Annotated in this window: 13 protein-coding genes; 7 read left to right on the top strand and 6 right to left on the bottom strand. The window is 58.4% G+C overall.

Features of this window, described 5'->3' with window-relative positions:
- Positions 1–4: 4 nt before the first annotated feature.
- From ACFDAU_RS01120 to ACFDAU_RS01100, 5 genes are read right to left on the bottom strand one after another with little or no spacing between them, the layout of a single operon-like run.
- Complete coding sequence (locus ACFDAU_RS01120; protein WP_413438243.1) at positions 5–574, bottom strand: DUF4390 domain-containing protein; 570 nt, start codon at positions 572–574, stop codon at positions 5–7.
- A complete protein-coding gene (gene rsmB, locus ACFDAU_RS01115; RefSeq protein WP_413438242.1) occupies positions 561–1,838 on the bottom strand; it encodes a 16S rRNA (cytosine(967)-C(5))-methyltransferase RsmB in 1,278 nt (425 codons plus the stop codon). Before rsmB ends, ACFDAU_RS01120 begins: the two co-directional genes overlap by 14 nt.
- On the bottom strand, positions 1,831–2,502 hold the full coding sequence (locus ACFDAU_RS01110; protein WP_413438241.1) for a sulfite exporter TauE/SafE family protein: 672 nt from the start codon (positions 2,500–2,502) through the stop codon (positions 1,831–1,833). The genes rsmB and ACFDAU_RS01110 overlap by 8 nt, the downstream gene beginning before the upstream one ends.
- Positions 2,495–3,748: an AmpG family muropeptide MFS transporter gene (locus ACFDAU_RS01105; protein WP_413438240.1), complete on the bottom strand. Its 1,254-nt coding sequence runs from the start codon at positions 3,746–3,748 to the stop codon at positions 2,495–2,497. The genes ACFDAU_RS01110 and ACFDAU_RS01105 overlap by 8 nt, the downstream gene beginning before the upstream one ends.
- A complete protein-coding gene (locus tag ACFDAU_RS01100; protein ID WP_413438239.1) occupies positions 3,745–4,524 on the bottom strand; it encodes an exodeoxyribonuclease III in 780 nt (259 codons plus the stop codon). The genes ACFDAU_RS01105 and ACFDAU_RS01100 overlap by 4 nt, the downstream gene beginning before the upstream one ends.
- A 33-nt stretch (positions 4,525–4,557) precedes the next feature.
- Between ACFDAU_RS01100 and pyrE the strand changes: the two genes are divergently transcribed.
- Together pyrE and ACFDAU_RS01090 are read left to right on the top strand one after the other, a co-directional pair.
- A complete protein-coding gene (pyrE, locus tag ACFDAU_RS01095; RefSeq protein WP_413438238.1) occupies positions 4,558–5,199 on the top strand; it encodes an orotate phosphoribosyltransferase in 642 nt (213 codons plus the stop codon).
- Between the two features lie 280 nt (positions 5,200–5,479).
- A complete protein-coding gene (locus ACFDAU_RS01090) occupies positions 5,480–6,085 on the top strand; it encodes a DUF4124 domain-containing protein (protein WP_413438237.1) in 606 nt (201 codons plus the stop codon).
- An 86-nt stretch (positions 6,086–6,171) separates the two neighbouring features.
- On the opposite strand, the gene ACFDAU_RS01085 is transcribed toward ACFDAU_RS01090, so the two are convergent.
- Positions 6,172–6,576, bottom strand: coding sequence for an FxsA family protein (locus ACFDAU_RS01085; RefSeq protein WP_413438236.1), 405 nt, complete (start codon positions 6,574–6,576; stop codon positions 6,172–6,174).
- Positions 6,577–6,618: 42 nt separating this feature from the next.
- On the opposite strand from ACFDAU_RS01085, the gene cutA reads away from it, so the two are divergent.
- From cutA to accB, 5 genes are all read left to right on the top strand, one after another.
- The gene (gene cutA / locus ACFDAU_RS01080; protein WP_413438235.1) at positions 6,619–6,942 is read left to right on the top strand and encodes a divalent-cation tolerance protein CutA; all 324 of its coding nucleotides are present in this window, start codon (positions 6,619–6,621) and stop codon (positions 6,940–6,942) included.
- A gap of 118 nt (positions 6,943–7,060) precedes the next feature.
- The gene (gene dsbD, locus ACFDAU_RS01075) at positions 7,061–9,343 is read left to right on the top strand and encodes a protein-disulfide reductase DsbD (RefSeq protein WP_413438234.1); all 2,283 of its coding nucleotides are present in this window, start codon (positions 7,061–7,063) and stop codon (positions 9,341–9,343) included.
- Between the two features lie 4 nt (positions 9,344–9,347).
- Positions 9,348–9,905: a TlpA family protein disulfide reductase gene (locus tag ACFDAU_RS01070; protein ID WP_413438233.1), complete on the top strand. Its 558-nt coding sequence runs from the start codon at positions 9,348–9,350 to the stop codon at positions 9,903–9,905.
- A gap of 93 nt (positions 9,906–9,998) precedes the next feature.
- Positions 9,999–10,490 carry a type II 3-dehydroquinate dehydratase gene (gene aroQ, locus ACFDAU_RS01065; RefSeq protein WP_413438232.1) on the top strand — a complete coding sequence of 164 codons (492 nt, stop codon included), beginning with the start codon at positions 9,999–10,001 and terminating at the stop codon, positions 10,488–10,490.
- A gap of 2 nt (positions 10,491–10,492) precedes the next feature.
- Positions 10,493–10,966 (top strand): acetyl-CoA carboxylase biotin carboxyl carrier protein, encoded by a 474-nt coding sequence (accB, locus tag ACFDAU_RS01060; protein WP_413438231.1) that lies wholly within the window; start codon positions 10,493–10,495, stop codon positions 10,964–10,966.

The following is a 10,966-nucleotide window of genomic DNA, read 5'->3' as shown; positions in this document are numbered from 1 at the left end:
CTGCTCACGGTGACATGCTCCATTCAAACGGAGCGGACTCAAGATCCCATTTACGCGAACTGATGGCATTGATTTGCAGCGGTTTGGGCAGTTGTGACACATCCATGCGCATACTCAGTGTGGCCACATAACTGTAGCGCTTGTAGAGTAAACGCCGATCCAGCACTGTCCATGCACTGATTTCTCCTAGTGCTTCGAGCGCATCTTCGAGCGTATCAAAACTAAGTTGCTGCGAACCCTCGCTCAGCAGGTACTGACGCAACAGCGGATTGTAAGTGAGCCGGGTATTGCGGGTGACTTTGGCGATTTCTTCGTTGAACCAGTACCAGCGCCGCCGATGCAACTGGAATTCGGTAATGAAGTTGAGCGCAAGGCCTTTTCTGACGGCTTCCTCCAGGGTGGGGCCCAGCGTGATGGTCAAATGTGCATTGAGTTGATATACCTCATCCATCAGCTTGAGCTCTGCGGATTTGATATGGATACCCTCGCTCGCCGCGCGTCCGGCAGGGGCGAACAGAATGAGTTGCATGGATAGCGCCAGCATCAGCAGCGCCAGCCAGCTAGTTCTTGGCAAGCAGCGCATAAAAAAAACCATCGTGTTGTTCATCGGGTAGCAGCTGACCGGGGTTGATCCATTCGCCTTCCAGGTCCAGCTGGCTTGCATCATCATGCCGGTCAAGAAAGGCGTCCACCTGGCGCTGATTTTCTTCAGGGAAAATGGAACAGGTTGCGTACAGCAATTTACCACCGTGCGCCAGGCACCGCCAGAGCGCAGGCAGCATGGCGGCTTGCTGTGCGGCAAAATGTGCAATATCGTCCGGGCGCCGCAGCCATTTGATGTCCGGGTGACGGCGCACCACGCCCGATGCCGAGCAGGGTACGTCGGCGAGGATGCGGTCGAACGGCTGGCCATCCCACCAGGTGTCGGGCTGAGCGGCGTCTCCGCAGGCAAGCGTGGCCTTGAGCTGCAGGCGATCGAGATTTTCACGCACGCGCTCCAGGCGAGCCATGTCGGAATCCAGCGCGGTGAGCGCCACATCGGCCGTTTCCAGAATATGTCCGGTCTTGCCGCCCGGTGCAGCACAGGCATCCAGCACGCGCTGGCCATCGTGCAAATCCAGCAGCGGCGCAGCAAGCTGCGCGCCGGCATCCTGTACCGACACCCGTCCCGACGCAAAGCCGAGCAGTTGCGCCACCGCAACCGGCTGCGTCAGTTGCAATGCAAATGCGCCGGTTTGCGTGGCTTCCACCCCGGCATCACGCAGCAATTCCAGGTACGCCGCAGCACTGCCGTGGTGCTGATTCACCCGCAGCGTCATCGGCGCATGCTGGTTGCCCGCTGCCAGCGCCGCTTGCCAGTGTTCCGGGTAGGCGATGCGCAACTTGTCTATCCACCACTGCGGGTAATTCCAGCGCACGCTTTCTTTCCGGATCACCGCGGCACTGAGCGCATCGGCCTGGCGCAGGTAATTGCGCAATACGCCATTGACCAGGCCGCGCGCCCACGGCTGAATCGCGGCGGCGGCTTCCACGGCTTCGTTGACCACGGTATGCGTCGCATCCGGGCGCGCGCGCAGCTGGCGCAACGCCACCACCAGCAGCGCCGCGACCAGGCTGTCCTTGAGCGGATTACTCAGCAGCGCATCGCGCAGCGCCGCCAGCAACGCGTACTCGCGCAAACTGCCGTAGCAGATGTCCTGTACCGTGGCGCGTCCCTCAACAGGCTGCTGCGCCAGCACGCGATTGAGGTTCTGGCCTTTGTGCACCACGGCGTCCACGGCGTAGGCCGCGCGTTTCAATAACTGGCGCAACGGCGGTTGATGGATGGGTTCAGACATATAAAATCAACCGGGTTAATCCCCACACGCCAAACGCCGCTACCAGCAGTCCGGCTGCCAGCCGCACGCCCGGCTTGCGGGTGAGTGTTTGCAGACGCTGGGCGAACAACCCCATCGCCAGGAGATTGGGCAAGGTTCCCGCGCCAAACGCCAGCATCAACATCGCGCCGTGTACGGCACTGGCGGTCGCCAGCGCCGAGATCAGCACCGAATACACCAGTCCGCACGGCAACCAGCCCCACACGGCGCCGGTAAAAAATGCCTGCGGCAGGGTGCGCACCGGGATGAAGCGTTTCATCAGTGGCTGCAGCCGTGCCCACACCACGCCGCCCACCCGTTCCAGCACCAGCACGGCGCGCGACAACCCGGCCAGATACAGCCCCAGCAGGATCAGCATGATATTGGCCACGCCATACAGTACGCGCTCGGCGGGCACGAATCTCTCCAGCAATAGAGTGCTTGCCCCGATTGCTCCGACAATCGCTCCGGCCAGCGCGTAGCTGGCGATGCGCCCGAAATTGTAAGCCAGCAGCATGGGCAGTGCGGGGCGGCGCGTGGTCGAAGACAGCGACAGCGCGGTGACGATGCCGCCGCACATGCCCACGCAGTGCACCCCGCCCAGCAGGCCGACCAGAAATACCGAGACGTAGGAAATCTCAGGCACTGGCTGGCTCCGTCCATCCTTTAAAGCGTCGCAACAACCACAAACCCGGTAGCGCCATGAGCGTGCAAGTCAGGAAAAATAGCGTCCAGCCCATGGTTTCCGCCATCCACCCGGTCGGAGCGGACAGGATCACCCGCGGTACGCCCATCAGGCTGGACAGCAGCGCGTACTGGGTGGCAGTAAAGCGCTTGTCGGTCATCGCTCCCATGAAACCGACAAATGCCGCCGTACCCAGCCCGCCGGTGAAATTCTCCACCGCGACCACTGCCGCCAGCCCGGAAAGGTGGGGGCCCAGGTGTGCCAGCAGGACAAAGCCGAACGTGGACAGCATTTGCAGGATGCCGAACGTCCACAATGCCCGGTACATACCCATCCGCAATATCCAGATGCCGCCCAACGTGCCGCCGAGTATGGTGGCCCAGAAACCGAACAGTTTGACCACCGCGCCGATCTCGGTCTTGGTGAAGCCGAGATCCAGATAAAACGGCGTGGAAATGGCGGTAGCGAGGGTGTCGCCGAGCTTGTAGAACAGGATGAAGGCGAGGATCAGCCACGCTTCCTCGCGCTTGAAAAATTCCACGAAGGGTTCAATGACTGCACTTTTCAGCGTGCGCGGCGCGCCCGGAGCCAGCGCCGGTTCGCGCGCCAGCAGCGTGGTGATGATGCCCACCCCCATGAACGCCGCCATGAGTTGGTACATCACCGGGAAGCTCAGCAGGTCGGCCAGAATCAGTCCGCCACCGCCCGCCAGCAGCATGCCGATGCGATAACCGTTGACGAACAGCGCCGATCCGAAACCCAGTTCCGCGTCGTGCAGGCTTTCGCGCCGGTAGGCGTCGACAACGATGTCCTGCGAGGCGGAAAAGAACGTCACCAGCAGCGCTGCCAGAGCGACGCCCCACAGATTGGTCGCCGGATTGGACAAGCTCAAACCCACCAGCGCCGCCGCCAGAATAATCTGCATCAGCAGCAGCCAGCCGCGCCGTCGCCCGAATAGCGGCAGGGTGAAACGGTCAAACAGCGGCGCCCACAGGAATTTCAGCGTATACGGCAGCCCGATCAGCGACGCCGCGCCGATCGCAGCCAAACTCACTCCGGAATCCTTCAGCCACGCCTGCAATACCGAACCGGTGAGCAACAGCGGCAGCCCCGAGGTAAACCCCATCACCAGCGCCACCAGCATGCGTCCGCTAAAAATGGACTTGAGCGTTTCCTGCCAGCTGGGCTTCGCTACGTGCTGAGTCATTGCGGGGATGCGTAGTCGATGATGAGGGGAGCGTGGTCGGAAAAACGCGCGTCTTTATACACGCTCGCGGCGCGCGCCTGAGCAGCGATGCCGGGCGTGGCAATCTGGTAATCAATGCGCCAGCCGACGTTGTTGGCCCAGGCCTGGCCGCGGTTGCTCCACCAGGTGTAGGCGTCACCGGTAGCATCCGGGCAGAGCATACGATGCACATCCACAAAACCGAGTTCATCCTGAACCTTGCTCATCCAGGCGCGCTCTTCAGGCAAAAATCCGGAATTTTTCTGGTTGGATTTCCAGTTTTTCAGGTCGATTTCCTTGTGGGCGATGTTCCAGTCACCGCACAGGATCACTTCGCGCCCGCAATTTTTAAGTTCGGTCAGGCGCGGGTAGAAGCGCTCCAGGAAGCTGAATTTGACCTGTTGACGCTCATCTGAGCTGGAGCCGGACGGCAGGTACAGCGAAATCACGCTCAGATTGCCGAATTGCGCTTCAATGTAACGCCCTTCCGCATCGATGTCGGCAATGCCCAATCCTTCGATTACCGCATCCGGCTGTTTTTTGGCGTAGATGCCCACACCGCTGTAGCCTTTTTTTTCCGCATAATGGAAGTAACCGAAGAAGCCGTCTGGCTGGAGCATTTCACGACGCATGTCGGTCATCTGTGCTTTCAGTTCCTGCACGCACACCACGTCGGCGTTTTGCGTGGCAAGCCAGTCGAAGAAGCCCTTGCTGCTGGCAGAGCGAATCCCGTTGAGGTTGGCGGTTATAATGCGCACGTGTTTATTTTCCAGAATTAACGAGCCCTAATCATGTCCGATTTCAGACAAGCGTTCCTATCTTTCGCCATTGAACAAAACGTATTGTGCTTCGGCGAATTCAAGACCAAGGCCGGGCGCATCAGTCCCTATTTCTTTAATGCCGGGCTATTTGCCGATGGCATGGCCTTGAAACAGCTTGGCGAATTTTACGCGAAAGCGATACGCGCTGCCGGAATCAAATTCGATGTGCTGTTCGGGCCTGCATATAAAGGCATTCCGCTGGCGGCGACCACGGTCGTCGCACTGGCCGCACAGGGGCAGAAAGTGCCGTACAGTTTCAATCGCAAAGAAGCCAAGGACCATGGCGAGGGCGGCACCATCGTCGGTGCGCCGCTGCACGGACGGGTATTGATTATTGACGACGTGATCTCGGCCGGCACCTCGGTGCGCGAGTCGGTGGAGCTGATTCGCGGCCATGGCGCCACCCCGGCTGGCGTCGTCATCGCGCTGGACCGCATGGAACGCGGTCAGGGGACTTTGTCGGCGGTGCAGGAAGTGCAAGCGCAATACGGCATCCCGGTATTCGCCATTGCCAGCCTCGCCGACCTGCTCGCGTATTTGCATGATCACCCGAACATGGAACAGAATTTGCAGGCAGTGGCCCGTTACCGGGAAGTTTACGGTGTGACATAAGGGCTCGTTAATGAATAACTTGAACATACGTTGCTGCATATTCGGGATGGATGCAAGGCGCGAAGCGCGGCGAATGGTCGTTCCATTCGCAAGCTTTGCAACGCCGCAGACGCCCGAATACGCAGCAACCCTCCGGGCTGGGGTCGCTTTGAGCGCATCCCGGCGTTGCAAGCCGCTTGTTGTGAATGACACAACCGCACGTCTTGCGCCTTGGTCTGCGCTCAAAGTAACCCCAGCGTATGTCCAAGTTATTCATTAACGAGCCCTAAGAGAATAAAAAATGCGCGTTTTGCTCTACATGATGATTTTTGGGTTGGCACTCCCCGCACAGGCTGCCATGTATAAATGGGTGGATGCGCAAGGCCGCACGCACTACGGCGATACCTTGCCGCAACAGGCCACCGGGCGTGCCAATGTAGAACTTGATAAACAGGGTCTGACGATCAAGCAGAATGCCGGTGCGATGACGCCCGAGCAACAGCAATTGCGCGCCGCCGAGCAAGCGCGCCTGCAGCAGGAGTTACAAGCCAAAACCGAACAGAAACGGCGTGACACGGCACTGTTGAATACGTATACCTCTGCCGCGGATATCGATCTGGCGCGTGACCGCAGCCTGGAGTTAGTCAAGCTGTCCATCAAGAACAGCGAAAATCAACTAAGCCAACTGCGTGCCCAGCAAGCCCAGATCGATCAGCAAATTACGCTAAAAACGCAGGGCAAGCATCGGATTCCGGTGCGCATCGCAGAAACCCATGATGCCAACGCGCGGGAAATTGCTCACCTGGAAGGCACGATTGCGCAAAAAAACAAGGAAATGGCCGATACCCGGGCCAGATTTGCTACAGACAAAGCGCGCTTTATCGAGCTGACTGCACCGCGCCGCTAATGGCGTAACGGGGCTGGAAAAGCACGGCTAAACGGCAACCATTCCTCCTCGCGTCAGGTATGGGTAACACTCATACGCAGCACGGGTCAGCGTTTCGAATCTGCGCCGCGCTCCAGCCTGTCATCGTGCTCTCGCCTGTATTCGCCTTCGATCACGCCTGGCTCACTCTCAGCTGTCTGCGGTGAGCGGCTCCCCGGCAATGGCAGGAACAGCACCAGCACCGCTAGCACGTCGCTGATTACTCCCGGGAAAATAAACAGCGCACCCGCAATCATGGTGCGGCCACTATCGATCAGCGCGCGCAACGGAGAGCCTCCTGACTGCAGGGTCATGCTCATGCGCGCGAAAAATGCCAAGCGCTCACCCACGATCAGCAACCATCCCGTCAACATGCCGGCTGCCAGCAAAACAACAATCCACCAGCCGATATAATGGTATATCTGAACCAGAGTATAAATCTCCAGCGCCGGGAAACTCAGCACTATAATCATGCCCAACAAGACGCGCATCGCTGAAACCTTCTCAATTCAAATATGGAAGCCATCGTTATCTTAACCAACCTGCCTACTGAAGACAGCGCTCAGCGCCTGGCAAAACAGCTGGTGGCAACAAAAATTGCTGCGTGTGTGAACATTATGCCACCCTGCGTGTCCACCTACCGGTGGCACGGCACCATAGAATCCACAACCGAGGTGCCTGTACTGATTAAAACCCAGCGATGCCATTACGACGCGGTGGAACGAAGCATCCGCGCATGCCATCCCTATACGGTACCTGAAATCATCGCTCTACCCATCGTGGCAGGCCTGGCCGACTATCTGGGCTGGATCGTCACAGAAACTACCGACAACCCATGACTGTCCAGATTAGGACATCCGTGGAAATTTAAAGCGTGTATGCAGTAAGAATTTCGTGGACCCGAGAGACTTAATTAATAGTGTGTATATAAATACGCAACGCCTGGAGATTGAATAGATGCGCATTTTTGGTTTTTTGTTTTTGTTGTTTCTCGGTTTGGCCCAGGCAAGCGCTGCAGACTTGCTGGAGCCTGAGCAAGCGTTCCGGTTCTCGGCGCAACAGGCCGATGCCAACCACCTGGAAGTCCGTTACCAGATTGCAGATGGCTACTACATGTACCGCGAACGTTTCAAGTTCAGCCTGGATGGCGGCACACTCGGTACGCCTCAGTTTCCCGCCGGAAAAATGCACGCGGATCCGACATTCGGCCAGGTGGAAACCTATCGTAACGAAGTACGCGTCAAGTTGCCCTTTACCCGTACCGGCAACGCACAGAGCGTGAAGCTCAAAGCCGTGTCGCAAGGCTGTGCTGATGCGGGGGTGTGTTACACACCGATGGATAGCGTGGCAACCATCAAACTCGCCGCTGCCGATCCCGTTTCCATCCAGCCGCCTCCCCCTGCCGGGTCTCCTGGCATATTGGCCGGTCTGCGCAACCTCGGGGACAAAATTACCGGCAATGAACCGCCTCAATTTCTTCCGCCAGACGAGGCCTTCAAATTAAACCTGAGCGCCGTCAACGGACAAACCCTGAAGGCGAGCTTCACGCTGGCTCCCGACTATTATTTATACAAGGACAAGATTCACTTCACGGTAAAATCCCCGGCCGGAGTAAGCGTGGCCAAGGCGCTATTGCCGGCCGGCGATATCAAACAGGATCCGAACTTCGGCCGCATGGAAGTCTATCACCACGATTTCAGCGCCAATGTCCTGCTCAATCGTCCCGCGGGCAGCGCCGACAAAGTCGTGGTGGAAGCGAGTTATCAGGGATGCAGTGAAAAAGGCGTGTGCTATCCGCCGATCAGCAAGTCTTTTACGCTGACACTTCCGGCGACGACAGCGGGTTCTGCCAGCCTGGAGAAGAACGCGGAACCCGTCGCCGCGGCGACGACATCCTCCGTGACTGCGGCCGCGCCTGGCGCGAATGCCTCCACCGAAGCGCCGTTATCAGAATCGTCGCAAATCGAGCGTGTGCTCAAAGGCGGCCATTTCTGGACCATTATTGCCACGTTTTTCGGTGCTGGACTGTTGCTGTCGCTCACCCCATGCGTATTCCCGATGATCCCGATTTTGTCGGGAATTATCGCCGGACAGAAACGGGTCACGCGGCTGTCAGGCTTCATGCTGTCCCTCGCCTATGTACTGGGCATGGCCATTACCTATGCGCTGGCCGGGGTTGCGGCAGCCTTGTCCGGAACCTTGATCTCCAATGCGCTGCAGAACCCGATTGCGCTTTCCATCGGCGCCAGCGTGTTCGTATTGCTGGCACTCTCCATGTTCGGTTTCTTTGAGCTGCAGCTGCCCAGTTTCATCCAGAGCAAATTTTCCGATGCCAGCAATAAAGTCAAGGGCGGCAATTTCATTGGGGTATTTGTCATGGGCGCGCTGTCAGCGCTGATAGTCGGTCCTTGCGTCGCGCCGCCGCTGGCCGCTGCGCTGGCGTTCATTGCGCAGACCGGCAGCACGGTACTCGGCGGCTGGGCGTTGTTCTCGCTGGCAATCGGCATGGGCGTGCCGTTATTGCTGGTCGGCATTTCCGCCGGCACGTTATTGCCGCGCGCCGGCAGCTGGATGAACGCCGTGAAAAACTTCTTCGGCGTACTCATGCTGGCCATTGCGATCTGGCTGATCACGCCACTGATAGCGTCCTGGATACAAATGTTGTTGTGGGCTACGCTGCTTATTGCGTCGGCCATGCACCTCAAGGCCATTGAGCCACTCGCCGTCAATGCCTCGGGCTGGCAACGCCTGTGGAAAGGGCTGGGCGTCATCGCGCTGCTGGCTGGCGTAGCCCTGATTGTGGGCGTGCTGGCTGGCGGACGCGATGTGTTGCAACCCCTGTCGGTATTCAAGGGCGGCGCGGCAAGCGCTGCCCAGGAGACCGGGTTGAAATTCACTCGGGTCAAAAACCTGGCTGAACTGGACAGCAAGATCAGTCAATCAAACGGAAAATTTGTCGTGCTGGATTTTTACGCAGACTGGTGCGTGTCATGCAAGGAAATGGAACATGGCACTTTTACCGATCCTAAAGTACAGGCCGCGCTCAAAGATGCGGTGTTGCTGCAGGCAGACGTCACCAACAATACCAGTGACGACAAGGCGTTGCTTAAACGCTTTGGCCTGTTCGGCCCACCGGGGCTGATCTTCTTTGATCGTAACGGCAAGGAAGTCGCTTACCGTGTAATCGGCTATCAGCCGCCCGCACAATTCCTGAATAGCCTGGACGCCGCTTTGCGCTGATCCCATGAAAAAAAACCTCTCTCTTGTTTTATTCGCATTGATCGGCTTGCTGGCGCTGGGTGGTGGCTACTATGCATACCAGCACAATCGGGCACAATCTGCGCCTGTGTCGGCGGCCGTTGACAGCAGTGACGCCTCCGCCACGCTGTTCAAGGCCGGGTTCAAGGATTTGGCCGGTATCCGCCAACCGCTGTCGCAATGGCGCGGCAAGGTGCTGGTGGTGAATTTCTGGGCGACCTGGTGCCCCCCGTGCCGCACGGAGATTCCGGAATTTATCAAGCTGCAGACCAAATACGGCGCGCAGGGCCTGCAGTTTGTCGGTATCGCCATTGACGAAACGGCCAAGGTTCAGGCCTTCTCCGACCAAATGGGCATGAATTATCCGGTCCTGGTGGGCGATCTGGACGCGGTAGCCTTGTCGCAGGCCACCGGCAACCGCCTAGGTGGCCTGCCCTACACGCTCATTCTGGATCGCACGGGCAAGGTTGTCGCCACCGAACTGGGCGGATTGAGCACGGCCAAACTCGAAGCCATACTGAAACCACTGCTGGCAACTCACTGAGCAGAAATACCTCGCCGCGTTAAAACATGCATTTGGCGGCATTTTCGTTAAACGTCTGGACAACTTCACCCAACTTGCGGCAAACTTGCGCCCATGAATTCCCAGCGCATACGCTCCGCCAAGCCCGCAAGCAAGGCTGAAACACCGCATATTTTGGTGCTGCACGGCCCGAATCTGAACCTGTTGGGGACGCGCGAACCCGAGCATTACGGCAGCACGACGCTCGCTGACATCGACGCACGCCTGGCTGCGCGTGCCAAGGCGGCCAAGATTGCACTTGAATGCTGGCAAAGCAATAGCGAAGCGGCATTGATTGACCGCATTCACTCGGCCCGGCAGCGCACCCGCTTTATCATCATCAATCCGGCAGCTTTCACCCACACCAGCGTTGCACTACGCGACGCGCTGGCCGCCGTGGCCATTCCTTTCATTGAAGTCCACCTGTCGAATGTATTTGCCCGTGAACCCTTCCGCCATCATTCGTATTTCAGCGATCTGGCGGTGGGCGTCATTAGCGGACTCGGCGCGCAGGGATACGAACTTGCGCTCGACCACGCGCTCACCCAACTGACTACCAAGGCCTGAATATGGATCTGAGAAAACTTAAAAAACTGATCGACCTCGTGGAAGAGTCCGGCATTGCTGAACTCGAAATCACCGAGGGCGAAGAAAAAGTCCGCATTACCCGTACCGCACAAAACACCCAGCCCATCTACATGAGCAATATGCCGAGCTACGCGCCTGCTGCGCCCGCTGCTCCTCCCGCCGCCCCCACGACGAATGCACCTGCGGTGGCGCCAGCGCCCGCCGAAGCCGCAGCACCCGAGGGGCATATCGTCAAATCGCCCATGGTCGGCACGTTCTACCGTTCGTCCAGTCCGGGAGCCAAATCCTTTGTGGAGGTAGGGCAAACCGTTTCCGCCGGCGAAACGCTGTGCATCATCGAAGCGATGAAGCTGCTCAATGAAATCGAGGCCGACCAGGGCGGTGTTATCAAGGCGATTCTGGTCGAGAACGGTCAGCCGGTGGAATACGGCGAGCCGATGTTTATCATTGGCTGA

This window comes from Sulfuriferula sp. GW1, assembly GCF_047300855.1.
In the GTDB taxonomy this organism is placed as follows: domain Bacteria; phylum Pseudomonadota; class Gammaproteobacteria; order Burkholderiales; family Sulfuriferulaceae; genus Sulfuriferula.
This window is presented reverse-complemented; position numbering and strand designations above follow the sequence as displayed.

Bases quoted from the DNA above. Each gene is read 5' to 3' on its own strand.
- pyrE (WP_413438238.1), top strand. From the start codon at position 4,558: ATGTCCGATTTCAGACAAGCGTTCCTATCTTTCGCCATTGAACAAAAC.
- ACFDAU_RS01105 (WP_413438240.1), bottom strand. From the start codon at position 3,748: ATGACTCAGCACGTAGCGAAGCCCAGCTGGCAGGAAACGCTCAAGTCC.
- aroQ (WP_413438232.1), top strand. From the start codon at position 9,999: ATGAATTCCCAGCGCATACGCTCCGCCAAGCCCGCAAGCAAGGCTGAA.
- rsmB (WP_413438242.1), bottom strand. From the start codon at position 1,838: ATGTCTGAACCCATCCATCAACCGCCGTTGCGCCAGTTATTGAAACGC.
- ACFDAU_RS01090 (WP_413438237.1), top strand. From the start codon at position 5,480: ATGCGCGTTTTGCTCTACATGATGATTTTTGGGTTGGCACTCCCCGCA.
- accB (WP_413438231.1), top strand. From the start codon at position 10,493: ATGGATCTGAGAAAACTTAAAAAACTGATCGACCTCGTGGAAGAGTCC.
- cutA (WP_413438235.1), top strand. From the start codon at position 6,619: ATGGAAGCCATCGTTATCTTAACCAACCTGCCTACTGAAGACAGCGCT.
- ACFDAU_RS01070 (WP_413438233.1), top strand. From the start codon at position 9,348: ATGAAAAAAAACCTCTCTCTTGTTTTATTCGCATTGATCGGCTTGCTG.
- ACFDAU_RS01085 (WP_413438236.1), bottom strand. From the start codon at position 6,576: ATGATTATAGTGCTGAGTTTCCCGGCGCTGGAGATTTATACTCTGGTT.
- dsbD (WP_413438234.1), top strand. From the start codon at position 7,061: ATGCGCATTTTTGGTTTTTTGTTTTTGTTGTTTCTCGGTTTGGCCCAG.